Origin of the sequence: Immundisolibacter sp. (assembly GCF_041601295.1) — a bacterium.
Taxonomy (GTDB): domain Bacteria; phylum Pseudomonadota; class Gammaproteobacteria; order Immundisolibacterales; family Immundisolibacteraceae; genus Immundisolibacter.
In genome coordinates, this window is sequence record NZ_JBFIII010000013.1 from 12,161 (window position 1) to 37,122 (window position 24,962).

Sequence of the window (24,962 nt, forward strand, 5' to 3'; positions counted from 1 at the left end):
CATGAAAATCGATTGCTTTACCCACGTCATGCCGCCGCGTTTTTATGCTGCCATGAAGGCGAAGATGACCGGACCGGACTATCTGTCGGGCATGATCGAGTCACTGCCGCACCTGATAGACCTGCCGGCGCGTATCGCCGTCATGGAGCGCCACGGCATCGACGCTCAGGTCATCACCGCATCCTCGCCGCCGATCGAGATCGCCGTCACCGAGCCAACCACGGCGGCCGATCTGGCCTGCCTCGCCAACGACGAGATTGTTGAGATGGCAGCGGCGCATCCGGGCCGTTTCATCCCGGTCGGCACGGTGGCCATGAATAACCCCGCGCATATGGCGCGCGAAGCCGAGCGCTGCCTGACCCAGCTTGGCATGAAGGGCGTGCTGATTTACTCGTCCGCGGCGGGCCTGGCCCTCGACCGGCCGCAGTTCCGGGACTTCTTTGCCGTCATGGCAGAGCACGATTACCCGATCTGGCTGCACCCGGCCCGTGGCGGCGGTCAGGCCGACTACCGGGACGAGGACTACTCTAAATACTGGATCTGGCAGGTGTTCGGCTGGCCTTACGAGACAACGGCTGCCATGACACGTCTGGTGTTCGATGGCCTGTTCGACCGGCACCCGGACATCAAGATCATCACCCACCACGCTGGCGCCATGGCCCCAGCGTTCGAGGCACGCATCGACTACGTCTACGGAAAACCGGCGATGCCGGAAATCCGTGCTGCCGCGGATAAACTGGCGCGCCCGGCCAACGAGTACTTTCGTTTGTTCTACGGCGACACCGCCCTGATGGGCGCCGTGGGCGGGCTGGCGGCCGCGTATGGCTTTCTTGGTCCGGACCGTCTGCTGTTTGGCACCGACACGCCATTCGACGGCACCGGTGGCGAGGACTTCACGCGCGACACCTTGTTCAGCATCGCCGCGCTGGCGATCCCGCCCGCCGAGAAGGAAATGATGCTGGCCGGCAACGCGCGACGGCTGCTAAAGCTGGGTGCGTGAACGTGGCGGCACGCCACTGCCGGCGACGCTATGGCCCCAGCCCGCGCACTGTCGGGAATGGGGTGAGGCCGAAGTCCACCACCGGCTGACGGCGAACCCGGCTGCCTATCTGGCGTTCGCCGAGGCTTACCTCGGCGAACTGGGCGCTGATCGAACCCGGATCGAACTACCACCCAAGCAAGTGTTCACCGAACCGGCGGGCGGCGATTTCCGGCTCATGCCCTGCGTCGTGCGTGGCCCGCGCGGCGTGCTCAAGACAGTCAAGGTCATAGGCACCAACCGCGTGCAGATCCGCGTGCCAGGCCAGATCACGGTCGGCGAGCTGCTGGTGCTGGACAGCGCCGAGCACTTCGTCAGCCACCGCTTCGCGGGGTGTCTGCTGTCATCGGCGCGAACAGGTGTCACGGCGGCCCTGGCACTGAAATATCTTGCTGCGCAAGCTCGGCGCGTCACCGTCATCGGCGCCGGGCGGGTGGGCTACTACGTGGCCCTCTACTGCGCGCATGCATTACCGCTGGCCAGAATCGATATCGTCGATCAGGATCCCATGCGCGCTGAGGCAACGGCCAGGGCGCTTGCAAGCTGCGGCGTGCCCTGCCAGGCGGCCGAAACCGCCGATGCAGACAGCGACGCCTGGCTGCTTGCCACCACCAGCACGGAACCGTTCTGCGCCCCACCGCCGCTTGGGCCAGCCTTGGCAGTCAGCCTGGGCGCGGATGCCCTGGACCAGCATGAACTTTGCGATGCCTGGGCCGACCGGGCCAGGCTGTGGGTGGATTCGGTCGACGCGCTGGCGTACGGAGACCTGCACTCCTGGCGCCGTCAAGGGCTGATTGCCGATACGCCACCGCCGGACCTGCTCACGCTGCTGGCCAGTGCGCCGCCAGCCGGCCCAAGCCTGCGACTTTTCGTCAGCACCGGTTGCGCGCTGCTGGATAACATGACCGCCGCCTATCTGCTGGCGACTGACCACTGAGCGCGGCTCGCGCCCCAATGCATGCCGGCCAGAGCTCCGGCCGCGGTTAGCCGAGCACCCGCAGCACGGACGGCCTTTGCACCCACGCCACGGATCCGGTGACATGCCGCTCCAGACCCGCTCAGTCAAAGCGTCGGCGCAGCACCTTCTTGTCGAACTTACCCACTGAGGTGCGTGGAATGGCGTCGATCAGTTGGATATCCTCGGCGTAGGGGATCTGCCACTTGGCGAAGTTGCCGTTGCTGCCCAGGAATTCCTGTACCGAATCAGGCGCCAGCTCCGCATCACGTCCCGCGCGTGGCACCAGGAAAGCCACCGGCCGCTCATCCCACTTGGTATCCGGTCGCGCCACCACGGCCGCCTCGGCCACCGCCGGGTGCGCCATAAGGGCATTTTCCATGTCCACGCTGGAAATCCATTCACCACCGGACTTGATCAGGTCCTTCACCCGGTCGGCAATGCGCATGTAGCCGTCGGCATCCAAGGCCGCCACATCGCCAGTGCGGAACCAGCCGTCCGGCGTGAAGGACTTGCCCGACCCCTCCATCTTGAAGTAATTACTGATCACCCACGGCCCGCGCACCACCAGTTCGCCAATACTCTCGCCGTCGCGCGGCAAAATCTCACCGTTATCGCCCTCGATGCGCATCTCAACGCCCGGCACTGGGACGCCCGCCTTCAGTCGCACGGCGTAGCGCTCGTCCGGACTGGCGTCACGCAAGCGCCGCTTGGTCCGCGACACGGTACCCAGGGGCGACATCTCGGTCATGCCCCACAGCTGAATGATCGGTACGCCATAACGCTCATCGAAGGCCTGCATCAGCGTGCGGGGAATCGCCGAGCCGCCGCAGGCAATGCGCTGCAGGGGTTTCAGATCCCCGCCGTGCTGTTGCAGGTGCTGGTCGATCATCATCCAGATAGTCGGCACCCCGGCGGCGAAGGTGACTTCCTCGCCGCGGATCAGGTCGACCACATCGGCCGCCTGCGGGTTGCGGCCCGGAAACACCAGCTTGCCGCCGTACATAACGCCGGCAAACGGCAGGCCCCAGCCGTTGACGTGGAACATCGGCACGAACACCAGGGTGCTGTCCTGCTGCGAGAAGCCCATCACGTCGGCCTGGCCGACCGCCATGGTGTGCAGATACAGCGCGCGGTGGCTATAGAGCGCGCCCTTGGGGTTGCCGGTGGTGCCGGACGTATAGCACAGGGCGCAGGCGGAGTTCTCGTCGAGTTCTGGCAGCTCGGTCACCGGCTCGGCCGAAGCCAGGAAATCCTCGTACTCGGTCTCGCCGCGCAGGCCGAAGCGCTCGCTGCCGCCCTCGCGCATCACCACGAAACGCTCGACGCCCTTGCAGTGCTCCTGCACCGGCGCCAGCTGTTCGGCCAGCGACTCGTCGACGAAAATCATGCGGTCTTCGGCGTGGTTGATCAGATAGGTGAGCTGATCGGTGGACAGGCGAATGTTCAGCATGTGCAGCACGGCGCCCAGGCATGGCACCGCGAAGTAGAGTTCCAGGTGCTGGTAGCGGTTCCAGGCGAAGGTGGCCACCCGATCGCCGGGCTTCACACCGGCGGCCTTAAGCGCCCCCATCAGACGCAGCACGCGGTGGTGGAAGTCACCGTACGTATAGCGATGCATGCCATGCGGCTCGCGAGTAGCGATCTCGCCATCCGCGAACAGATCCTTGGCCCGGTGCAGGATCGAGGTCAGCGTCAATGGGTAATTCATGATCAGGCCGTGCATCAGCTTCTCCTCTTGCGGGGCCTAGTTCTCAGGGCAGGGGCGGGCCGGCTTGCAGCCCGTGCGAAGCTTAACCGGCGTTCCCGGCGGGCGCCAACAGAACCGCCGGTGCGCGAGTGTGGGACGAGTGTGGGACGAGTGTGGGAAACGATCTTTTCACTGATTCTGGCCGAGTGCATCAGTCGCCGGCTTTTTGCAATCGCTCAAGATCGGCCACCACCTCAGCGGCATGGGTTGTCGGATCAACCTCCAGGTAACGGTGCGCGATACGGCCCGCCGGGTCGATGATGTAGGTTTGGCGCCTGGCGAACTTCATCACCATCAGGTCCCGCAGGGCGCCATAGGCATCCGCCACCTGGCCGTCTGTGTCCGCCAGCAGCGGAAACGGCAGTGTGTGCTTGGCGGCGAAGTCGGCATGCGAGGCGACATCGTCCACGCTCACGCCGACCACTTCGGCACCGAGTTTGCGGATGCGGGCGATGTCGTCCCGGAAGTTACAGGCTTCGGTCGTGCAACCGGGCGTGTCGTCTCTGGGGTAGAAGTACAGCACCAGCCAGCGACCCGAGTAGTCGGTCAGCGCATGCGTTTTACCTGCCTGGTCGGGCAGGCTGAAGGCCGGTGCGGCGCTGCCCTGTGCAGGTGGCTCGGCAGCGCTGGCCAGGACGGGAAGGAACAACATCAGCAAAGCTGTCAGCAAGCGACGCATAAAGCCTCCAGTGGAGTCGGTGACACAGGTTTATGATGTCGGGCGCAGGATACCCCGCCCATCCGCTGGAGGAGATCACCATGCATTACGCCGCCCCCGGCACGCCCGGTGCCAAGCTTAATTTCAAACCCCGCTACGGCAACTTCATCGGCGGGCAATGGCTGCCACCCGCCTCCGGAGAGTACTTCGAGGACATCAGCCCGATCACCGGCCGGGCGTACTGCGAAATTCCGCGCTCGGGCAAGGACGACATCGAGCGCGCGCTGGACGCCGCCCACGCGGCCAAAGCGGCCTGGGGCAGGACCGCGCCGGCCGAGCGCGCCAACCTGCTGCTCAGGATCGCCGAGCGCATGGAGCAGAACCTCGAAATGCTGGCGGTGGCCGAGACCTTCAGCAACGGCAAGCCAATCCGCGAGAGCCTGGCCGCCGACCTGCCGCTGGCGGTGGATCACTGGCGCTACTTTGCCGGCGCGCTGCGGGCGCAGGAAGGCGCCCTGTCGCAGATCGACGCCGACACCGTGGCCTACCACTTTCACGAGCCGCTGGGCGTGGTGGCGCAGATCATCCCGTGGAACTTCCCGTTGCTGATGGCGGTGTGGAAGCTGGCCCCGGCGCTGGCCGCCGGCAACTGTGTGGTGCTCAAGCCCGCCGAGCAAACACCGACCTCGATCCTGGTGCTGATGGAGCTGATCCAGGATCTGATCCCGCCGGGCGTGATCAATGTGGTCAACGGTTTTGGGGTGGAGGCCGGAAAGCCGCTGGCTTCCAGTCCGCGCGTGGCCAAAGTGGCGTTTACCGGCGAGACCACCACCGGACGGCTGATCATGCAGTACGCGTCCGCCAACCTGATCCCGGTGACGCTGGAACTGGGCGGCAAGTCGCCCAACATCTTTTTTGACGACGTCGGCGCGCGCGACGACGCCTACTTCGACAAGGCCCTGGAAGGCTTCGCCATGTTCGCCCTCAACCAGGGCGAGGTCTGCACCAGCCCGTCGCGGGCGCTGATCCAGGAATCGCTCTACGACCGCTTCATGGAGCGCGCGCTAAAGCGCGTGGCGGCCATCCGTGGCGGCGACCCGCTCGACACGGACACCATGATCGGCGCTCAGTCGTCTCAGGAACAACTCGAAAAAATCCTCTCCTACATCGACATCGGCAAGCAGGAAGGCGCGCAGCTGCTTACCGGTGGCATGCGCGTCACTCACGAGGGCGACATGGCCGACGGCTATTACGTGGCACCGACCGTGTTCAAGGGCCACAACCGCATGCGCATCTTCCAGGAGGAGATCTTCGGACCGGTGGTGTCGGTGGCCACCTTCAAGGACGAGGACGAGGCGCTGGCGCTGGCCAACGACACCCTGTATGGCCTCGGCGCCGCCGTGTGGTCGCGTGAACAGAACACCTGTCACCGCATGGCGCGCGGCATCCAGTCCGGGCGCGTGTGGGTGAACGCGTATCACCTGTACCCGGCGCACGCGGCGTTTGGCGGCTACAAGCAATCCGGTATCGGCCGCGAGTGCCACAAGATGATGCTCGGCCATTACCAGCAGACCAAGAACGTGCTGGTCAGCTACAGCGAGCAGGCGCTCGGCTTTTTCTGAGGACTGATTCTGGAATGGATATGCCTGCCGCCCCGCCGCGGGTGGTGGCCACCGAGGCCGCCCTGTCCTTGATCGCGCGCCTGGTGGCCCGCCACGGGCCGCTGATGTTCCATCAGTCGGGTGGCTGCTGCGATGGCAGCTCGCCCATGTGCTACCCGCGCGGCGAATTGCTGCTGGGCGAGCAGGACGTGTACCTGGGGGACATTGGCGGCCAGCCATTCCACATCGGCGCCGCCCAGTACGAGTACTGGAAGCACACCCAGATCATCATCGATGCGGTGCCCGGTCGCGGCGGCATGTTCTCCCTGGAAGGCCCAGAGGGCATGCGCTTTCACAGTCGCTCGCGGCTGTTCGATGAGGGCGAGTGGGCGGCGCTGGTGGTGGTACGCCCGGAATTGGCCCGGTCCTGAACTGCTAACGATTTGCTAGTTTCTTAAAAATTAGCAGTTCAGCCTGAGCTGCCAATACACTGCTAGCCAAGCAAGAATTAGCAGTTCGGAGGGAACGTGCAAATACCCCTGACACCGCCTCTGCTTTCGACGGTCATCGCCAAACTCGAATCGAGAGAATTTTCCCGTCTGGCGGGTTTGGGAATCGGCCCGTTGGTCAACGGCCGGTATCTGCACTGGGATGAACTGCGTCATCGCACACCGTCCGACGGAGTTGCCCACGACGCGTGGTGGGCGGGCATCAAGATCGCCCGTCTGGGCCTGTTGAAATCCCTTCCGTTCGAGGATAAACACCAGCAACCGGTGCTGTTCGGCACACCCGACCCGGTGCTGCGCGCCTTGCACACCATCGACCGGCAGGCAGCCGGGATGGTGGCCATGGACACGCCCATCGTGTCCGGCGAAGACCGGGACCGTTATCTGGTCAACTCCCTGATCGAGGAAGCGATCACGTCAAGCCAGCTTGAGGGGGCGGCCACCACGCGCGAAGTGGCCAAAGCCATGCTGCGCAGCGGGCGGGCGCCGCGCGATCACGGCGAGCGGATGATCCTGAACAACTTTCATGTCATGGAGCGCGTGCGCGAGCTGCGCGCCGAGCCGCTGAGCCCGGATAGCGTGCTCGAACTGCACCGTATCGTGACCGAGGGCACGCTCGACGACCCCACCGCCGCCGGGCGCCTGCGCAGCGCAGACGAAAACATCCAGGTCGTGAACGCCCAGCATTCGCTGGTCCTGCACGATCCGCCCGACGCTGCAAGCCTGCCGCAGCGCCTGCAACGCCTGTGCGACTTCGCCAATACTGTCGATGGCGAGCCGTTTGTCCACCCGGTGCTACGCGCCATCCTGCTGCACTACATGCTCGGCTACGACCACCCGTTCGTGGACGGCAACGGGCGCACGGCGCGTGCGCTGTTCTACTGGAGCCTGGCGCGTTCGGGCTACTGGTTGATGGAATACGTGTCCATCTCGCGGCTGCTGCGCCAGGCACCGGCCAAATACGGTCGCGCCTATCTGCTGTGCGAAACCGACCAGAACGACACGACCTACTTCCTGATTCACCAGCTGGACGTCATTGAACGGGCCATCGCGGCCCTGCACGAATACCTGGCCCGCAAGACCGCCGAACAGCGCTCCGCGCAGCGGCTGCTGCACAGCGCGCCCGGCATGGGCGACCTGAATCACCGGCAAGTGGCCCTGCTAAGCCACGCACTCCAGCATGCCGGGCACGGCTACACGGTGGAAAGCCACCGCCGCTCGCATCGGACCAGCCTGCAAACGGCCCGTACCGACCTGTTACGCCTCGCCGAACTGGGCCTGCTGCAACAGCGCAAGCGCGGTCGCGCGTTCATGTTCTTTGCTCCGCCTGACCTGCAGGCACGGATTGAGTCCGCCGCCAGGAACCGCTGACGTGGACCGGCATTCACATGCGTAGCGCCCTCTTGACGGTATCACCAAGCTCAGCCGGCGACCGAGCGACGTGCACACCGGCGCGCTCCATGGCGCGGAACTTGTCCTCGGCAGTGCCTTTGCCACCGGCGATGATGGCCCCGGCATGGCCCATGCGCTTGCCAGCCGGTGCGGTGGCGCCCGCGATGAAACCCACCACCGGCTTCCTGACTTCGGAGGCGATGTACTCGGCCGCTTCTTCCTCGGCGCTGCCACCGATTTCGCCGACCATCAGAATGCACTCGGTCTGCGGGTCGTCCTTGAACAGGCGCAGCGCGTCGATGAAGCTGGTGCCCGGAATCGGGTCGCCACCGATACCGATGCAGGTGGACTGTCCGGCGCCTATGGCCGTGGTCTGAGCAACAGCCTCGTAGGTCAGCGTGCCGGAGCGCGACACGATGCCCACCTTGCCGGGCAGGTGGATGTCGCCCGACATGATGCCGATCTTGCACGCACCCGGCGTGATGATGCCGGGGCAGTTGGGACCAATCAGGCGCGAGCCCGAACGGTCCACCACCATCTTCACCCGCAGCATGTCCAGTGTCGGCACGCCCTCGGTGATGCACACAATCAGCGGCACGCCGGCATCGACGGCCTCCAGGATCGAGTCCTTGCAAAACGCGGCCGGCACGTAGATGACGCTGGCATCGGCGCCGGTCTGGCGCACGGCCTCACGCACGGTATCGAACACCGGCAGGCCCAGATGCTCGCTGCCGCCCTTGCCAGGGGTGACCCCACCGACCATGCGCGTGCCATAGGCGATGGCCTGTTCAGAGTGAAACGTGCCCTGCTTGCCGGTGAAGCCCTGGCAAATGACCTTGGTGTCCTTGTTGACCAGCACGCTCATGCCACGCTCTCCGCTGCCTTGACGACTTTCTGAGCGGCATCGGCGAGGCCGTCCGCGGGGATGATGTTCAAGCCGCTGTCGACCAACTTGCGGCTGCCCAGTTCGGCATTGTTACCGGCCAGGCGCACCACCACCGGCACCTTCACGCCGACATCCTTGACTGCGGCAATGATGCCGTCGGCAATCAGGTCGCAACGCACGATGCCGCCGAAAATGTTCACCAGCACCGCTTTGACGCTGTGGTCGGCGAGGATGATCTTGAACGCTTCGGTTACCCGCGCCGCCGTGGCGGTACCGCCCACGTCCAGGAAATTGGCCGGGTTGCCGCCGTGCAGCTTGATGATGTCCATGGTGGCCATGGCCAGACCGGCGCCATTCACCATGCAGCCGATGTTGCCGTCCAGCGCCACGTAACTGATGTCGTGCTCGCGGGCACGGTTTTCCTTCTCATCTTCCTGGGAGGCGTCGCGCATCGCGTCCAGGCGCGGCAGACGGTACAGGGCGTTGTCGTCGATGTTGATCTTGCCGTCCAGACACACCAGGCGACCGTCGCCGGTCACCACCAGCGGGTTGACCTCCAGCAACGACAGGTCGCATTCCTCGAACATGCGCGCCAGACCGGTCATGAGCTTTGTGAACTGCTTGATCTGATCGCCGCTGAGACCCAGACCGAACGCGATCTGTCGGCACTGGTAGGGTTGCAGTCCGACGATGGGGTCAACCTCGGTGGTCAGAATTTTTTCCGGCGTCTGGGCGGCGACTTTCTCGATCTCGACCCCGCCCTCGGTGGAGGCCATGAACACCACCCGCTGGCTGGCCCGATCGACCACCGCTCCCAGGTACAACTCGCGGGCAATCTGGCTGACTTCCTCGACCAGCACGCTGTTGACCGGCTGGCCATCGGCAGCGGTCTGGTAGGTAACCAGCCGCGTGCCCAGCATGGCCTCGGCGGCCTGCGCCACGGCGTCGGCGCTGTCCACCAGTTTGACGCCACCGGCCTTGCCGCGGCCACCGGCATGCACCTGGGCCTTGACCACCCAACGGCTGCCGGGCACGCGACCGGCGGCCGCCCTGGCAGCCTCGGGGCTGTCGGCGACCTCACCGCGCGGCGCGGCGATGCCGTAATCAGCAAATAACTGTTTGGCCTGATATTCATGCAGGTTCATGGATTTGGTCTTTCCTTGGACTGAGGGAACGGCGCCCGGCCAACGCCCGGCTGGTCCGCTGCGCATTGCAGATTGACTTCGACCCGCCCGACCACGGGGCAGCAGCTGCGCTGCCCACCGCGATCAGATGTGTATCGCCCGCCCATGGGCGGCGAGGGCCGCTTCGTGCAGCGCTTCCGACAAGGTCGGATGGGCGTGCACGATGCGCGCGATATCCTCGGCACTGGCCCGAAACTCCATTGCCACCACCGCCTCGGCAATCAACTCAGAGGCGTGCGGGCCGACGATGTGCACGCCCAGCACGCGGTCGGTTTCGGCGTGGGCAAGCAGCTTTACCTGCCCTTGCGCGGCCTCCATGGCACGCGCCCGACCATTCGCCTGGAAGGGGAAAACTCCCACCGTGTAAGGCACGCCCTCGGCCTTGAGGGCCTGCTCGGTGTGACCGACCCAGGCGATTTCCGGCCAAGTGTAAATGATCCACGGGATGGTCCCGTAATCGACATGGCAATGCTGGCCCGCGATGCCTTCGGCGACGGCAATGCCATCTTCCGATGCGCGGTGCGCCAGCATCGGGCCACGGACCACATCACCGATGGCATACACGCCTTCGGCGCTGGTGCGAAAACGCTCGTCGACCGGAATGAAACCCCGCTCGTCGCAGGTCACCGCAGCCACGTCCAGACCCATATCGTCAGTCACCGGCTGGCGCCCGACGGCGACGATCAGCCGATCGAACCGCGCCTGCTGCGGGCCGCTGGCGTCCTCGAAGCCAACCGTCACCCGGCCGGCCTTGACCCGCGCACCGGTAACCTTGGCGCCGAGACGGATATCCAGCCCCTGCCCGGTGAATTCCTTGTGCGCAATCGTCGCGATGGCGTGGTCTGCCGCTGGCAGAAATTCGGGCATCGCCTCCAGCAGCGTCACCGCGCTGCCCAGGCGCGCCCAAACGCTGCCAAGTTCGAGCCCGATCACGCCGGCACCAATGATGCCAAGCGTCGCCGGCACGGCGGTGAAATCGAGCGCTCCCGCTGAATCGACGATGCGATCACCATCGAGCGGCGCCACGGACAGGGGCGTCGGGCGCGAACCGGTGGCGATCAGAATGTGCTGCGCCCCGACCGTCTGAACGGTGCCATCGGCGGCCTTCACTTCGACCTGGCCCCCACCTAGCAGTCGGCCGCTCCCCTGCAGCCAGGTGACTCCATTTTTTCGAAACAGGCCCGTGATGCCGCCGGTGAACTGGCCGACAATCCTGTCCTTGCGGGCCACCATGGCGGCCGGATCGATGCTGACCTCACCCACGCTGATGCCATGCGCGCCCAGACCATGGCGGGCGCGGTGGTACTGCTCGGACGACTCCAGCAGTGCCTTGGATGGAATGCAGCCCACATTCAGACAGGTGCCGCCCAGTGCCGGCTTGCCGTCCTTGCCGATCCAGCGTTCCACGCAGGCCACGCGCAAACCCAGTTGCGCGCCACGGATGGCGGCGACATAGCCCCCAGGACCCGCACCAATGACCAGCAGATCGTAACGTTCCATTACACGCCGAGCAGCAGGCGGGCCGGATCTTCCAGCGCTTGCTTGATGGCAACCAGGAACTGCACCGCTTCGCGGCCATCAACCAGGCGGTGATCGTAGGACAGCGCCAGGTACATGATCGGTCTGATCACGACCTGCCCCTGCTCGGCCACCGGCCGTTCAACAATGTTGTGCATGCCCAGAATCGCACTTTGCGGCGGATTCAGGATCGGCGTCGACAGCATGGAGCCGAAGATGCCGCCGTTGGTAATGGAAAACGTACCGCCCGACAACTCCTCCAGGGTCAGCTTGTTGTCCCCGGCGCGGCGTCCGAAATCGCCGATGGTCGTTTCGATCTCGGCGAATGATAGTTGCTCGGCATCACGCAGGATCGGCACCACCAGTCCACGCGGGCTGCTGACGGCGATGCCGACGTCAAAATAACCGTGGTAGATGACATCGCTGCCGTCGATGGAGGCGTTCAGCAGCGGGAATTTCTTGAGCGCTTCCACGGCCGCTCTTACAAAGAACGACATGAAGCCAAGCTTCACGCCGTGAGTCTTCTCGAACGCTTCGCGGTAACGGGCGCGCAAGTCCATGACCGGCTGCATATTGACTTCGTTGAAGGTGGTCAGAATTGCGGCCGTGCGCTGTGCTTCCACCAGCCGCTCGGCGATGCGCTGGCGGATGCGTGTCATCGGCACCCGCTGCTGCGGTCGCTCGCCAGTGGTCCCCGGCGGCACGCTGTCGGCCGTTGTCGCAGGCGCCCTCTGCGCGGTCGCCGCCAGCACATCTTCCTTGATCACTCGCCCATCACGGCCGCTGCCGGACAGACCGGCGGTATCCACACCCTGCTCTGCGGCGAGTTTGCGTGCCGCCGGACTTGCCGGCATACCAGTCACCGCGGCAGGCCGGATCTCCGCTACCAGCTGCGGCGCCGCCCCGATCTCCGGAGCCGCGGATACCGCCGCTGAGCTTGCCACCGCGCTGGTATCCAGCGTCGCCAGCAATTCGCCTGAATGGACCGTGACCCCGCCCTGCATATGCACGCTTGTGAGCACCCCATCGGCCGGCGCCACGACTTCCAGCACCACCTTGTCGGTTTCGACGTCGATTAGGATCTCATCACGCCGTACCGAATCGCCCGGCTGCTTGCGCCATTCCAGCAAGGTGGCTTCGGCCACCGATTCGGGTAGCACTGGCACCTTTATTTCAATCTCCATGACGGTTCCGGGGTTGGGCGGGAGGTAACGGTGGCAGGTTCAAGCCGATTTGCGTTTGCGTACGGCGCTGGCCGGCGCCAGCGCGGCGTCCACCATGGCCTGCTGCTGCGCCTGATGCAAGACATAGCTGCCCACCGCGGGGGAGGCCGACCGAGCCCGGCCGACGTAGCGCAGACTTTGGCCAGCGGCGAGTGCGTCCTGCAGTTTGTGGCGGATCTGGTACCAGGCGCCTTGATTCTGCGGCTCTTCCTGTACCCAAATCACTTCGTCGGCAGCCGCGTAAGCAGCCAGTTCGGCCGTCAACTGGGCCTTGGGGAAGGGGTAGAGCTGTTCGACGCGCACGATGGCGATGTCTTCTATGCCGCGCTCCTGTCGCGCCGTGAACAGGTCAAAGTAGACCTTGCCACTACAAAGCAGCACCCGGCGCACCGTGCGTGAGGGCGGGGCAGACAAGTCGCTGATGATCAGCTGGAACTCACCGGCCGCCAGCTCCTCCAACGCAGACACCGAGAGCCGGTGCCGCAGCAGGCTCTTTGGGGTCATCACCACCAAGGGGCGACGGTAGCAGCGCAGCATCTGCCGACGCAGCATATGGAACATCTGCGCCGGCGTGGACGGCACGCATACCTGCATATTCTGCTCGGCACACAGCTGCATATAGCGCTCCAGACGCGCCGAGGAATGCTCCGGCCCCTGCCCTTCGTAGCCATGCGGCAGGAACAGCACCATGCCACACAGACGCTGCCACTTGGACTCGGACGAGCTGATGAACTGGTCGATCACCACCTGGGCGCCGTTGGCGAAATCACCGAACTGCGCCTCCCAGATCACCATCGTTTCAGGGTCGGCGCTGGCGTATCCGTACTCGAAACCCAGGACCGCCTCCTCCGACAACAGCGAGTCGATGGCCAGGAATCTGGGTTGGCCGGGCTGCAGGTGCTGCAACGGCACATAGCGCTGCAGGTCCGGCTCTGCCTCCAGGTCCTGGTTGTGCAGCACCGCGTGGCGGTGCGAGAAGGTGCCCCGGCCGCTGTCCTGGCCGGACAGGCGCACCCGGTAGCCTTCGGTCAGCAGCGTGGCATAGGCCAGCGTTTCGGCGCAGCCCCAGTCCAAAAGCAACTCGCCCGCGGTCATTTTGCGCCGATCGTCCAGCATCTTGGCGACCCGCGGATGCACCTTGAAACCAGCCGGCGGGCTGCACAGCTTGTCGCCAAGCGAACGCAGGGTTTCGATCGGCACTGCGGTCTGGGCCGGCTCGGTCCACACGGTGCCCATGTATGGCGCCCAGTCGATGGCCAGTAGCGGCTTTTGGTCGCTCATTGGCAGCGGCGCCACGCTCTGGCCGCGATCCAGCGCCTGCTGGTAGGCCTCGGCCAGGGCCTGGGCCTCCCCATCGGCGAGCAGCCCGGCGCTGTGCAAGCGCTTGGCGTAAAGATCGAGCACCGTCGCCTTGGACGCGATCTTGGCGTACATGCGCGGCTGGGTAATAGCCGGTTCGTCCGCTTCGTTATGTCCGTGGCGGCGGTAGCAGACGATGTCGACCACCACGTCACTGCCAAACGCCAAGCGAAAGTCCAGCGCCAGGCGTGCCACAAACAACACCGCTTCGGGATCGTCGCCATTGACGTGGAATACCGGCGCCTGGGTCAGGCGAGCAATCTCGGTGCAGTAAAAGGTCGAGCGAGCGTCCGCCGGGTTGCTGGTGGTAAAGCCAATCTGGTTGTTGATGACGATATGCAGCGAGCCGCCAGTGGAATAGCTGCGCGTCTTGGCAAGATTCAGCGTCTCCATCACCACGCCCTGACCGGCGAAGGCGGCATCGCCGTGAATCAGCAGCGGCAACACCTGCTGGCGCGCCCGGTCACCGCGGCGCTCCTGACGCGCCCGCACCGAACCTTCGACGACCGGGTTGATGATTTCAAGGTGCGAGGGGTTGAACGCAAGCGTCAGGTGGATGGGGCCGCCCGACGTTACCAGGTCAGCCGAGAACCCCAGGTGGTACTTGACGTCACCCGAGCCAACGACCGTCGACTTACCCTCAAACTCGTCGAACAGTTCACGGGGCTGCTTGCCAAGGATGTTGACCAGCACGTTCAGGCGCCCACGATGGGCCATGCCAATCACCAGCTCCTTGACGTCTGCCGCGCCGGCTCGGCGCACCATCTCATCCAGCACCACCAGCAAGCTGTCGCCACCCTCGAGTGAGAACCGCTTTTGGCCGACATAACGGCGGTGCAGGTAGCGTTCAAGTCCATCTGCGGCGGTCAGCGCCGCGAGCACCTGCCGTTGTTCGGCCGTCTCCAGCGCGGCCCGCCCGGCCTCGATCCGCTGGCGCAGCCAGTTCACCTGCTCCGAGTCAGACAGATAGGCGTACTCGAAACCGATGGAACCGCAATAGGTCGCCTCCAGGGCCGCCTGCAGATCGCGCAACGGCGCCCCCGGGGGCAGCGGAAAGTCGCCGGCGGCGAAACTGACATCAAGATCAGCCGCGGTCAGGCCGTGATAGTCCAGATGCAGGCTCGGGACGTCGGCAAGCTGTTCCAGTTCCAGCGGGTCGGTCCGCGCCGCAAGATGGCCCCGCTGACGGTATTCATTGATCAGCTGCTGCACGGCGTTCTGTTTTTGCAGGCCGGCAAGGTCCGCCGCTGGTATCGCGGTACGCAGGACCGTGGGTTTCAACGCCAGATCGCGAAAACGCTGCTGTACAGCACTGTGGGTGATCAGGGCGCTGTCCGCCGTTGGCCCACGCCAGGACTCGAACTCGCGTCGCCACTCCGGCGGTACGCTGGCCGTATCGGCAAGAAAATCCTCGTATAGCGCTTCGACGAACGCCGCGCTACCGAAACCAAGACTGGAACTTGCGTCCATGGGGTGTCCACGTTGCTGTGTGGCAGTACGTGATTTTACGGCCAGCAGGCCCAGTTCCTGAAGCCGGGGGCCGGGCGTGACTCCGTCAGCGGCCCTCAAGTTGCCGTTGCACCACGCCTAACAGCCGCCGGCTGACTGGCAAACGGGCCGATACATCCTCTACTTCCGCCCAGGCATGCCCGTCAGCGTCCCGATGCACAGCGCGCAAACGCTGTGCATTGATCAGCAGGCTGCGGTGGACCCGCAGCAAGCGTGGCGCGAACCGCTGCTCCATGTTTGCCAGTGATTCCTCCAACAACCACTGTCCATGGACGGTATGCACGGTCAGATACTTCGCATCGGCCTGCATGTACAGCACGTCTGCGAGTAGCACGCGCTGGCTGCTGGCGCCGCGCTGCAGCAGCAGGCTTGGGGCCAGAGGCGGCGTGATGCGTTCAAGCGCCTGCGCCAGACGGGCGGCCACGACCGGCTTTAACAGGTAGTGCACGGCCCCGGCATCGAAAGCCTGCACCGCGAAATCGGGGTACGCGGTGGTAAAAACTATGGTCGGGGAGCCCGGAACAGCTGCCAGCGCCCGCGCGGTGGCCATTCCATCCATGCCGGGCATGCGGATATCCAGCAACACCACGTCTGGTCGCAACCGCTGACACAGGGCCAGCGCCTGTTCGCCGTCCGCTGCCTCGCCGATGCACCGGTGCGCCGGCATGGCTGCGATCAGCCGCTGCAACCGCGCTCGTGCCAGAGGCTCGTCGTCCACGACCAGAATGTTCATGTCCGGGTTATCGGCAGGCGCAGGCGGACTCTGTGGCGACCGGATTCTTCGACTTCAACGAGGCTGGCAGTGTCACCAAAATGGCCCGCCAGACGGGCCCGCAGATTCAGCATCGCCATGTGCAGGCCCGAGCCAGGCCGCCGTGGCGCGATCGGGTTGTCGATGACAATCTCCAACGTGCCGTGTTCCGGCGCATACAAGCGTAGTGCGATGCGTCCCCCACCCGGCATCGGTTCAATGCCGTGATAAACCGCGTTTTCCAGCAGCGGCTGAAGACTGAGGGGAGGCACCTGGGCACTGGCCGGCACAGCGTCAACCTGCCAGTCCACGGTCAGGCGTTCGCCCAGCCGCAGCCGCTCCAGGTCAAGGTACTGTCGGCACAGCTCGATCTCGTCCGACAGCGGGATCAGCCGATCGCCCGCCTCGATGCTCGCCCGCAGCAGATCGGCCAGCGCCAGGGTGACCTCTTCCGCGCGGCCGGCATCACTGGCCACCAGACTGGCGATGGTATTCAGGCTGTTGAACAGGAAGTGGGGCCGCATGCGCGCCTGCAATACCTCCAGTTGCGCCCGGCCGAGCGCCTGGTCCCGCTCACGGCCGGCGTGCCGCAGGTAGATGAGGCGCAGCACCACCCCGGCGACCAGCGCCGTTAACAGTAAATTGCGTGCCAGTAACCAGCTCAGGGCCTCACCGGTCAGTGGCAGCAAACCAAACCAGGCCGCCGCCAGCGTCGTGGCGGCAGTCAGCAGCAGCAGCCAGATCAGCGCCAGCGTGGACGACATAACGATCGGCAAGCGGCCCAGGCTCGGCCCGAGCGCACACAAGCCGGCACTGCCGAGCAAACCCACCCACTGCACCGCGAGCGACCACAGCCCGAGTCGCGGCCAGAAACGGTTGGCGTCGAGTGGCAGCGCCAGGGCAAACAACAGCGCCAGCAGCTCGCCACCCACCGCGACCGCCAGAACCGCTCTTGGCTGGCACAGGTCCGGCAAAAAGGCACCGGCGGACCGAGGGGCCTCAGCTATACTGGAGCGCTCGCCCCGCCCAGCGCTTGTTTCGTCCATGTCCGCAGCACCCCGCAAACCCTGGGGCGGCCGTTTCGCCGAACCCACCAACGCCTTTGTCGAGCGGTTCACCGCCTCGGTCGGCCTCGACCAGCGTCTCGCCCACCACGACATTATGGGTTCCATCGCCCACGCCCGGATGTTAGCCCGGGTCGGCGTGCTCACAGATGCCGAAGCCGGCGCCATTGTGGCTGGCCTGGAAGGCATTGAGACGGACATCGTCGAAGGCCGATTTACCTGGCAGGTGGCGCTCGAAGACGTCCACATGAACATCGAGTCGGCGCTGGTGCAGCGCATCGGCGAGGTAGGCAAGAAACTGCACACGGCCCGCTCGCGCAACGATCAGGTCGCCACCGACGTGCGATTGTGGCTGCGGGACGAAATCGACGCCATCGACGGGCAATTGCGCGAAACGATGGCGGCGTTGATCGAGCGCGCCGAGCGTGAGGCCGGCACGCTGATGCCCGGGTTCACGCACTTGCAGACGGCGCAGCCAATCACCTTTGGCCACCACCTGCTGGCTTGGTTCGAGATGCTGGCGCGCGATCGCGAGCGGTTCCAGGATTGCCGTCGGCGCGTCAACGTCATGCCGCTTGGCGCCGCCGCGCTGGCCGGCACCAGCTTCCCGATCGATCGAATCTACACGGCCCAGTTGCTGGGCTTCGATCGCCCGACCGAGAACTCATTGGATGCCGTCAGCGACCGTGATTTCGCGATCGAATTCGTGGCGGCGGCGGCACTGCTGATGACCCATTTCTCACGCATGGCCGAGGAACTGGTGCTGTGGTCGTCGGTGCAGTTCGGCTTCATCAGCCTGGCAGATACCTGGTGTACCGGCTCGTCGATCATGCCGCAGAAAAAGAACCCCGACGTACCGGAGCTGCTGCGCGGCAAGACCGGTCGTGTGAACGGGCATCTGGTCGCGCTCCTGACGCTGATGAAAGCGCAGCCCCTGGCCTACAACAAAGACAACCAGGAGGACAAAGAACCGCTGTTCGATACCGTCGATACGGTGCGCGACTCACTGACTGCCTTTGCCGGCATGCTGCCCGGGCTCATCGTCCATGCCGAGCGCATGCGCGAGTCGGCGCGCGCCGGCTTTGCCACGGCCACCGATCTGGCCGACTATCTGGTGCGCCACGGCCTGCCGTTTCGCGATGCGCACGAAGTCGTCGGCCAGGCGGTGCGTCGCGGTGTCGAAACAGGTCGCGATCTTGCCGCCTTCACGCTGGATGAGCTACGCAGCTTCTCGCCACTTATCGGCGAGGATGTGTTTGCCGTGCTGACGCTGGAAGGCTCGGTCAATGCGCGCGACCACCTCGGCGGCACCGCTCCGCGCCAGGTGCGCGCGGCCGCCGCGCGGGCCCGTGCTCGCCTTGACAACACCTAGGCCGGTCCACGACCCTTGACCCTTTTTCTTAGCCATTTTCCGGCCGCTTATGGCCGGCTCAATCGACGCGTTCAGGATGATCGCGCCGGGCAGCGTATACGGGGATTTTGCAGATGACGTCCAACCAGGCACTTGCGGACTGGGTCCGCGAAGTGGCAACGCTCACGCAACCGGAGAAGATTCACTGGTGCGACGGTTCACAGGCGGAATACGACACGCTGGTGGCGGGGATGCTGGACAGCGGCACCCTGCTGCAGCTTGACCCCAAAACGCGGCCACGCAGTTACCTGCATCGCTCCGATCCATCGGATGTCGCCCGCACCGAGCACCTGACGTTCGTGTGCACGTCCCGGCGCGACGATGCCGGCCCCAACAACCAGTGGATGGATCCGGCCGACGCCCACGCCAAAATGAACGCCCTGTTTGCCGGCGCCATGCGCGGGCGAACCCTGTATGTGGTCCCCTATTGCATGGGGCCACTGGACTCGCCACTCGCCCGCTGCGGAGTAGAAATTACCGACAGCGCGTACGTCGCCGCCAGCATGCGCACCATGACCCGCATGGGCACGCCAGCGCTGAAACGCATCGAGCGCGAGGGTAGCTTCGTCAAGGGCCTTCACTCGCTGGGTGATCTGCACCCGGAGCGTCGCTTCATCATGCACTTCCCGCAGGAGCTGGCGATCCAGAGCATCGGCTCCGGTTACGGCGGCAACGCGCTGCTGGGCAAGAAATGCCACGCGCTGCGCATTGCTTCGCATCAGGCGCGTCAGGAAGGCTGGCTGGCCGAACACATGCTGATCATGGGTATCGAGGATCCACAAGGGCGGCTGCACTACATCGCGGCCGCGTTTCCCTCGGCTTGTGGCAAAACCAATATGGCCATGCTGATCCCGCCCCAGGAATATCAGGGCTGGAAAGTGCATACCATCGGTGACGACATCGCCTGGCTGCATGTGGGAGACGACGGCCGGCTATGGGCCATCAATCCCGAGGCCGGTTTTTTTGGCGTGGCGCCCGGCACCAGCCGGCACACCAACGCCAACGCCGTCGATATGCTGCAGCACGACACCATTTTCACCAACGTGGCGCTCACCGAAGACCGGCGGCCATGGTGGGAAGGCCTGTCCGACGAGACGCCGGCCTTTGACTGGCAAGGGCGGCCCTATCAGCCGGCCAATGGCCCGGCAGCGCATCCGAATTCCCGGTTCACGGTATCGGCCCGCCAATGCAAGTCCTGGTCCGATGCCGCCGAGCGGCCATCCGGAGTCCCCATCTCGGCCATCATCTTTGGTGGCCGGCGCGCCTCCCTGGTACCGCTGGTGCTGGAGGCCAGAAACTGGCGCCACGGTGTGCTGCTGGGTGCCTCGATGGCCTCCGAAACTACCGCTGCAGCCACCGGCAAAACCGGTGTTGTGCGGCGCGATCCGATGGCCATGAAACCGTTCTGTGGCTATCACTTCGGCGATTACTGGTCACATTGGCTGGCCACGGGTGCCCGGCTGAACAAGGCACCCGGTATCTATCAGGTCAACTGGTTCCGACGCGACGCACAAGGCCGTTTCCTGTGGCCGGGTTTCGGCGAGAACCTGCGTGTCCTGAAATGGATTCTGGACCGCTGTCAGGGCAGCATCGGCGCGCACGAAACGCCGGTCGGCAATTTGCCTTTGCACGGCGATATCGACCTTTCCGGCCTCGACGTGTCGCACGACCACATGCGGCAGCTGACCGAGATCGAGCCACAAGCCTGGCGGGACGAAATGGACCAGGTCAGCAGCTTTCTGCAAGGCTTTGAGCCACGCGTACCGCAAGCACTGCACGATGAGCGCGAACAGGTTGCACAGGACCTGCGCGGTTTAGGCGCGACCTAGCACTCGACCCCGTCCGCGCCCAGGGACCAAAAAAGCCGCGGCAAAAACAAAGGAAGCCGGCGCGGGGCGGACCCACGCCGGCTTCTTAAACTACACGCCCCGTTCAGGGCAAATCGATCTCGTTCAAGCGGCTTCGGTCAACGCCTTCATGCTCAGGCGAATACGGCCCTGCTTGTCCACCTCTAGCACCTTGACCCGCACCACATCGCCCTCGGCCAGCTTGTCACTGACCTTCTCGACGCGTTCGTCGGATATCTGCGAGATGTGCAGCAAGCCATCGCGACCGGGCAGGATGGTGACGAAAGCACCAAAATCCATCAACCGCGCCACGCGACCCTCATATACCATCCCGACCTCAATCTCGGCGGTGATGCGCTCGATCAGGCCACGCGCCTCCTCGGCTGCGGCCCGGTCTACCGAAGCGATGCGCACCGTGCCGTCATCGTCAATATCGATGGTGGTGCCAGTCTGCTCGGTGATGCCACGGATCGTGACCCCGCCCTTGCCAATGACATCACGGATCTTGTCCGGGTGGATGTGCACGGTCAGGATGCGCGGCGCGTAGTCGGACATTTCCTCGCGCGGTTTGGCCAGGGCTTTTGCCATTTCACCAATGATGTGCAGCCGGCCTTCGCAGGCCTGCTCAAGCGCCGCCTGCATGATCTGGCCGGTGATGCCGGTGACCTTGATGTCCATCTGCAGGGCAGTGACACCCGTGGTGGTACCGGCGACCTTGAAGTCCATGTCGCCCAGGTGATCCTCGTCGCCCAGAATGTCCGACAGCACCGCGAAGCGGCTGCCGTCCATGATCAGGCCCATGGCGATACCCGCCACCGGCTCGCTGATCGGCACACCGGCATCCATCAGTGACAGGCTGCCACCACACACGGTCGCCATGGAGCTTGATCCATTGGACTCGGTGATCTCGGACACGATCCGCAGCGTGTATGGGAATGCCGTCTTGGCCGGCACGACGGCCGCCAACGCGCGCTTGGCCAGCCGGCCATGGCCGATCTCGCGGCGCTTGGTGGCGCCGACTCGACCCGTCTCGCCGACGCAATAAGGCGGGAAGTTGTAGTGCAGCATGAAACCGTCGCGGAACTCGCCTTCCAGGGCGTCAATCAGCTGTGCGTCGCGCTCGGTGCCCAAGGTGGTGACCACCAGGGCTTGCGTCTCGCCGCGGGTGAACAGGGCCGAGCCATGGGTACGCGGCAATACACCGGTACGAATGGTGATCGGGCGTACCTGGCGCGTGGTGCGACCGTCAATGCGCGGGTTACCGTCAACAATACGGCCACGCACGATGCGCTTTTCGATCGCCGAGAACAGCGTTTGCACTTCCTGCGCGCGCTCCCCAGTGTCGCCGGCGAGATGGGTCACGCGCTCGCGGGCTTGCGCCACGGCGTCCTGCCGAGCCTGCTTTTCGGGAATCGAATAAGCCTCGACCAGCACATGCTCGACAGCCGAATTGACTGCCGCCTCCAGATCAAGATCCTTTTCCGGAGGCGTCCACGGCCAAGGCTGCACGCCTGCCTCGGCGACCAGCTCAAGAATGGCCTGAAGCACCGGCTGGAACGCACGATGTCCGGCCAGCACACCTTCCAGCATCACCTCTTCGGACAGCATTTTGGCTTCCGACTCAACCATGATCACGCCGTCGGCAGTGCCCGCCACCACCAGGTTAAGGTCCGACTCGGCGGTTTCCTTGTAGGTGGGGTTGATCACATAGGCGCCATCCTTGTAACCGACGCGGGTAGCCGCCACTGGCCCCTTGAACGGCAAGCCGGACAGCATCAGCGCCGCCGAGGCGCCAATCAGGGCTGGGATATCAGGATCGATCTCGTCGTCGGCTGACAGTACCGTAGGGACTACCTGCACTTCGTTGTAGAAACCCTTCGGAAACAGCGGGCGCATGGCTCGGTCAATCAAACGGGACGTCAAGATGGCCTTCTCGGTCGGCCGGCCCTCGCGCTTGAAGAAGCCGCCCGGGATACGTCCTGCGGCATAGGTGCGCTCGATAAAATCCACCGTCAGCGGGAAGAAATCCTGCCCGGGCCTTATGCCTTTGCTGGCGGTGACTGCCACCAGCACCATGGTGTCGCCCATGCGGGCCATCACGGAGTAGGCCTGCTTGGCAATTTCGCCGGTTTCCAGGGTCAGCAGATGCTTGCCTAGCTGGACTTCTTTACGGATAAATTTCACGTAGCTTTCTTCCCTTGCATTGAACTGTCATATCCAAGCCGCCCAGCGGCTGGACTGCGATGCTCCCGGCGGGAACATCAGGTCGCCTCAGCGGCGTAGACCGAGCCGCTCGACGAGCGTCCGATAACGGCCACTGTCGCAACGCTTCAGGTAATCGAGCAGCTTGCGCCGCTGGGCCACCAAGCGCAGCAAACCCTGGCGCGAGTGATGATCCTGGCGGTGCAGCTTGAAGTGATCGTTGAGTTGGTCAAGGCGCGCCGAGATCAACGCCACCTGGACTTCGACCGACCCGGTGTCGTTGGCAGTACGGCCATAGGACTTCACCAGATCGGCTGTTTTTTCGACATTAAGCGACATGGGGGCGATTACTCCGGGCAAAAGACGCCACTGATGATCTTTGGGGAAACGGCGGATTGTACCTGCCGCCCCGTGTCAAGCTCAACCATGTCCGACAGTTTCCGCCCGATCAGGGCCATGCCGTGGCTCATCAGCTTGGCTCACCAGCCGGCGCGGCAGTAATTGGCCCGCCGCGGCCTCGGCCATACCTACGAATGCCCGCCCCTGCGTGAACACCGCCACCCAACCATCGGCAAGCGGCTGCATCAGGGCCAGCGCCTGCCCACGTTGTAAGGAGTCGGCGTCTGCCTCCGACAGTTGCACCTGTGGCAAGTGTGCCAGTGCCTGTCCGATGGGCACCAGCTGCGCGTCCAGCGCTGCCACACCGGCGCTGGCGACCTCGCGCAACTGCTCCAGCGTCTGTGCCTGCGAAACATCGAGCGCGCCGACCCGCAAGCGTCGCAGCGCGACCACATGAGCACCGCAACCGAGGGCTTCGCCCAAATCCTCGACCAAGCTGCGCACATAGGTGCCTTTGGAGCAGTCCAGTTCAAGTTCCATCTCATCACCGGCCAGGCTGAGCAATTGCAAACGGCTGATACGCACTGCGCGCGCCGGGCGCTCCACCACCTCGCCGCGACGCGCCAGGGCGTAGAGGCGCTCTCCGCCATGCTTGAGCGCTGAATACATGGAGGGCACCTGCATCAGGTCGCCGGTGTGGGCCGCCAATGCCGCGATCACGCCTGCCTCGTCCACCGCCACTGGGCGTTCGCTAAGCCACTCGCCATCGCTATCACCGCTGCGGGTGGTCACACCCAGACGCGCGCGCGCGCGGTAGGTCTTGTCCGCCCCGAGCAGGAACTGCGTCACCTTGGTCGCCTCGCCAAAGCACACCGGCAGCAAGCCAGTGGCCAACGGATCCAGGGTGCCCGTATGGCCGGCCTTGGAGGCATCAAACAAGCGGCGCGCCGCTTGCAGTGCCTGGTTCGAGGACAGTCCGGTCGGCTTGTCCAGAAGCAGAACGCCGCTGACCGGGCGCCCGCGACGGCGACTCAAGAGGCGCGCCCCTCCACCGCAATACGGCGCAACAGGTCTTCCACCACGGGTGGTGTTTCCAGTTCGAAGCGAAGCTCGGGCATGCGCCGCAAACGCAGCACCGAAGCCAGGCGCCGGCGCAAAAAACCGGCTGCATGTCGCAGGCCGATCGCTACCGCCGCGGCGTCGGCCTCCCCGACCACGCCAAAGCGCACCTTGGCCACCCCAAGGTCACGACTCACGACCACCGTGTGCACGGTAATCATGCCGGTAACGCGCGGGTCGTTGACCTCGCGCAGCGCTGCCGGCAATTCGTGTGCAATGGCTTCCGCCACACGCCGGGTACGGTCGATGCCTTCCATGACCGTTACAGCGTGCGCTCGACCTTGATGCGCTCGTAGCACTCGATCTGATCGCCGACACGCACGTCATCGTACTGCTTGACCGCGATGCCACACTCGGTCCCGGCTCGGACGTCGTTGACGTCATCCTTATGCCGACGCAGGGACTCAAGCTCGCCCTCGAAGATCACCACGTTGGCCCGCAGTACCCGAATCGGGCAGCGTCGGCGTACCACGCCGTCGGCCACGATACAGCCGGCGACCGCGCCCAGCTTGGCAGAGCGAAAGACCTCACGCACCTCGGCCAGACCCAGGATGTTTTCCTTGATCTCCGGCTCCAGCAGGCCGCCCAGGGCCAGCTTTACCTCATCAATAGCCTCATAGATGATGCTGTGATAGCGGACCTGAACCCC

At 64.7% G+C, this 24,962-nt stretch carries 21 protein-coding genes; 7 read left to right on the top strand and 14 right to left on the bottom strand.

Going from position 1 to position 24,962, the window contains the following annotated elements:
- Position 1 precedes the first annotated feature (1 nt).
- On the top strand, positions 2 to 1,000 hold the full coding sequence (locus tag ABZF37_RS03015) for an amidohydrolase family protein (protein WP_372716611.1): 999 nt from the start codon (positions 2 to 4) through the stop codon (positions 998 to 1,000).
- Positions 993 to 1,976: a hypothetical protein gene (locus ABZF37_RS03020; protein WP_372716613.1), complete on the top strand. Its 984-nt coding sequence runs from the start codon at positions 993 to 995 to the stop codon at positions 1,974 to 1,976. The genes ABZF37_RS03015 and ABZF37_RS03020 overlap by 8 nt, the downstream gene beginning before the upstream one ends.
- 121 nt (positions 1,977 to 2,097) lie before the next feature.
- On the opposite strand, the gene ABZF37_RS03025 is transcribed toward ABZF37_RS03020, so the two are convergent.
- On the bottom strand, positions 2,098 to 3,720 hold the full coding sequence (locus ABZF37_RS03025) for a long-chain fatty acid--CoA ligase (RefSeq protein ID WP_372716615.1): 1,623 nt from the start codon (positions 3,718 to 3,720) through the stop codon (positions 2,098 to 2,100).
- 175 nt (positions 3,721 to 3,895) lie between these two features.
- Complete coding sequence (locus ABZF37_RS03030; RefSeq protein ID WP_372716617.1) at positions 3,896 to 4,423, bottom strand: peroxiredoxin; 528 nt, start codon at positions 4,421 to 4,423, stop codon at positions 3,896 to 3,898.
- An 80-nt stretch (positions 4,424 to 4,503) separates the two neighbouring features.
- On the opposite strand from ABZF37_RS03030, the gene ABZF37_RS03035 reads away from it, so the two are divergent.
- From ABZF37_RS03035 to ABZF37_RS03045, 3 genes are all read left to right on the top strand, one after another.
- Entirely contained in the window at positions 4,504 to 6,024 is a 1,521-nt protein-coding gene (locus ABZF37_RS03035) for an aldehyde dehydrogenase family protein (RefSeq protein ID WP_372716619.1), read from the top strand.
- Between the two features lie 20 nt (positions 6,025 to 6,044).
- Positions 6,045 to 6,434: a DUF779 domain-containing protein gene (locus tag ABZF37_RS03040; RefSeq protein ID WP_372716621.1), complete on the top strand. Its 390-nt coding sequence runs from the start codon at positions 6,045 to 6,047 to the stop codon at positions 6,432 to 6,434.
- Positions 6,435 to 6,530: 96 nt separating this feature from the next.
- Positions 6,531 to 7,880 carry a Fic family protein gene (locus ABZF37_RS03045; RefSeq protein ID WP_372716623.1) on the top strand — a complete coding sequence of 450 codons (1,350 nt, stop codon included), beginning with the start codon at positions 6,531 to 6,533 and terminating at the stop codon, positions 7,878 to 7,880.
- 13 nt (positions 7,881 to 7,893) lie between these two features.
- On the opposite strand, the gene sucD is transcribed toward ABZF37_RS03045, so the two are convergent.
- The 7 genes from sucD to ABZF37_RS03080 all read right to left on the bottom strand — a co-directional run bounded on the left by sucD (position 7,894) and on the right by ABZF37_RS03080 (position 17,305).
- Positions 7,894 to 8,766 carry a succinate--CoA ligase subunit alpha gene (sucD, locus tag ABZF37_RS03050; RefSeq protein ID WP_372716625.1) on the bottom strand — a complete coding sequence of 291 codons (873 nt, stop codon included), beginning with the start codon at positions 8,764 to 8,766 and terminating at the stop codon, positions 7,894 to 7,896.
- Positions 8,763 to 9,932, bottom strand: a complete 1,170-nt coding sequence (sucC, locus tag ABZF37_RS03055; RefSeq protein ID WP_372716627.1) for an ADP-forming succinate--CoA ligase subunit beta — start codon at positions 9,930 to 9,932, stop codon at positions 8,763 to 8,765. Before sucC ends, sucD begins: the two co-directional genes overlap by 4 nt.
- 123 nt (positions 9,933 to 10,055) lie before the next feature.
- Positions 10,056 to 11,471 (bottom strand): dihydrolipoyl dehydrogenase, encoded by a 1,416-nt coding sequence (lpdA, locus tag ABZF37_RS03060; protein ID WP_372716629.1) that lies wholly within the window; start codon positions 11,469 to 11,471, stop codon positions 10,056 to 10,058.
- On the bottom strand, positions 11,471 to 12,673 hold the full coding sequence (gene odhB / locus ABZF37_RS03065; protein WP_372716631.1) for a 2-oxoglutarate dehydrogenase complex dihydrolipoyllysine-residue succinyltransferase: 1,203 nt from the start codon (positions 12,671 to 12,673) through the stop codon (positions 11,471 to 11,473). Before odhB ends, lpdA begins: the two co-directional genes overlap by 1 nt.
- 39 nt (positions 12,674 to 12,712) lie before the next feature.
- The gene (locus ABZF37_RS03070; protein WP_372716633.1) at positions 12,713 to 15,541 is read right to left on the bottom strand and encodes a 2-oxoglutarate dehydrogenase E1 component; all 2,829 of its coding nucleotides are present in this window, start codon (positions 15,539 to 15,541) and stop codon (positions 12,713 to 12,715) included.
- A gap of 85 nt (positions 15,542 to 15,626) precedes the next feature.
- On the bottom strand, positions 15,627 to 16,313 hold the full coding sequence (locus tag ABZF37_RS03075; RefSeq protein WP_372716635.1) for a LytR/AlgR family response regulator transcription factor: 687 nt from the start codon (positions 16,311 to 16,313) through the stop codon (positions 15,627 to 15,629).
- Positions 16,310 to 17,305: a sensor histidine kinase gene (locus ABZF37_RS03080; protein WP_372716637.1), complete on the bottom strand. Its 996-nt coding sequence runs from the start codon at positions 17,303 to 17,305 to the stop codon at positions 16,310 to 16,312. Before ABZF37_RS03080 ends, ABZF37_RS03075 begins: the two co-directional genes overlap by 4 nt.
- A 70-nt stretch (positions 17,306 to 17,375) precedes the next feature.
- On the opposite strand from ABZF37_RS03080, the gene argH reads away from it, so the two are divergent.
- Complete coding sequence (gene argH, locus ABZF37_RS03085; RefSeq protein WP_372716639.1) at positions 17,376 to 18,767, top strand: argininosuccinate lyase; 1,392 nt, start codon at positions 17,376 to 17,378, stop codon at positions 18,765 to 18,767.
- 113 nt (positions 18,768 to 18,880) lie between these two features.
- A complete protein-coding gene (locus ABZF37_RS03090) occupies positions 18,881 to 20,635 on the top strand; it encodes a phosphoenolpyruvate carboxykinase (GTP) (protein WP_372716641.1) in 1,755 nt (584 codons plus the stop codon).
- 123 nt (positions 20,636 to 20,758) lie between these two features.
- Here ABZF37_RS03090 and pnp read toward each other — a convergent pair whose 3' ends face one another.
- From pnp to ABZF37_RS03115, 5 genes are all read right to left on the bottom strand, one after another.
- Positions 20,759 to 22,837: a polyribonucleotide nucleotidyltransferase gene (gene pnp, locus ABZF37_RS03095; protein WP_372716643.1), complete on the bottom strand. Its 2,079-nt coding sequence runs from the start codon at positions 22,835 to 22,837 to the stop codon at positions 20,759 to 20,761.
- Positions 22,838 to 22,924: 87 nt separating this feature from the next.
- Complete coding sequence (gene rpsO, locus ABZF37_RS03100) at positions 22,925 to 23,194, bottom strand: 30S ribosomal protein S15 (RefSeq protein ID WP_372716645.1); 270 nt, start codon at positions 23,192 to 23,194, stop codon at positions 22,925 to 22,927.
- An 81-nt stretch (positions 23,195 to 23,275) separates the two neighbouring features.
- Entirely contained in the window at positions 23,276 to 24,229 is a 954-nt protein-coding gene (truB, locus tag ABZF37_RS03105) for a tRNA pseudouridine(55) synthase TruB (protein ID WP_372716647.1), read from the bottom strand.
- The gene (gene rbfA / locus ABZF37_RS03110) at positions 24,226 to 24,570 is read right to left on the bottom strand and encodes a 30S ribosome-binding factor RbfA (RefSeq protein WP_372716649.1); all 345 of its coding nucleotides are present in this window, start codon (positions 24,568 to 24,570) and stop codon (positions 24,226 to 24,228) included. Before rbfA ends, truB begins: the two co-directional genes overlap by 4 nt.
- A gap of 5 nt (positions 24,571 to 24,575) precedes the next feature.
- The coding region (locus ABZF37_RS03115) for an EF-Tu/IF-2/RF-3 family GTPase (RefSeq protein ID WP_372716651.1) at positions 24,576 to 24,962 on the bottom strand (387 nt) is incomplete at its 5' end.

Excerpts from the sequence above, each read along its gene's own strand:
- odhB (WP_372716631.1), bottom strand. The coding sequence starts at position 12,673 with ATGGAGATTGAAATAAAGGTGCCAGTGCTACCCGAATCGGTGGCCGAA.
- ABZF37_RS03015 (WP_372716611.1), top strand. The coding sequence starts at position 2 with ATGAAAATCGATTGCTTTACCCACGTCATGCCGCCGCGTTTTTATGCT.
- rpsO (WP_372716645.1), bottom strand. The coding sequence starts at position 23,194 with ATGTCGCTTAATGTCGAAAAAACAGCCGATCTGGTGAAGTCCTATGGC.
- rbfA (WP_372716649.1), bottom strand. The coding sequence starts at position 24,570 with ATGGAAGGCATCGACCGTACCCGGCGTGTGGCGGAAGCCATTGCACAC.
- ABZF37_RS03040 (WP_372716621.1), top strand. The coding sequence starts at position 6,045 with ATGCCTGCCGCCCCGCCGCGGGTGGTGGCCACCGAGGCCGCCCTGTCC.
- ABZF37_RS03075 (WP_372716635.1), bottom strand. The coding sequence starts at position 16,313 with ATGAACATTCTGGTCGTGGACGACGAGCCTCTGGCACGAGCGCGGTTG.
- sucC (WP_372716627.1), bottom strand. The coding sequence starts at position 9,932 with ATGAACCTGCATGAATATCAGGCCAAACAGTTATTTGCTGATTACGGC.
- ABZF37_RS03070 (WP_372716633.1), bottom strand. The coding sequence starts at position 15,541 with ATGGACGCAAGTTCCAGTCTTGGTTTCGGTAGCGCGGCGTTCGTCGAA.
- lpdA (WP_372716629.1), bottom strand. The coding sequence starts at position 11,471 with ATGGAACGTTACGATCTGCTGGTCATTGGTGCGGGTCCTGGGGGCTAT.
- argH (WP_372716639.1), top strand. The coding sequence starts at position 17,376 with ATGTCCGCAGCACCCCGCAAACCCTGGGGCGGCCGTTTCGCCGAACCC.
- ABZF37_RS03090 (WP_372716641.1), top strand. The coding sequence starts at position 18,881 with ATGACGTCCAACCAGGCACTTGCGGACTGGGTCCGCGAAGTGGCAACG.
- ABZF37_RS03035 (WP_372716619.1), top strand. The coding sequence starts at position 4,504 with ATGCATTACGCCGCCCCCGGCACGCCCGGTGCCAAGCTTAATTTCAAA.
- sucD (WP_372716625.1), bottom strand. The coding sequence starts at position 8,766 with ATGAGCGTGCTGGTCAACAAGGACACCAAGGTCATTTGCCAGGGCTTC.
- ABZF37_RS03025 (WP_372716615.1), bottom strand. The coding sequence starts at position 3,720 with ATGCACGGCCTGATCATGAATTACCCATTGACGCTGACCTCGATCCTG.
- ABZF37_RS03030 (WP_372716617.1), bottom strand. The coding sequence starts at position 4,423 with ATGCGTCGCTTGCTGACAGCTTTGCTGATGTTGTTCCTTCCCGTCCTG.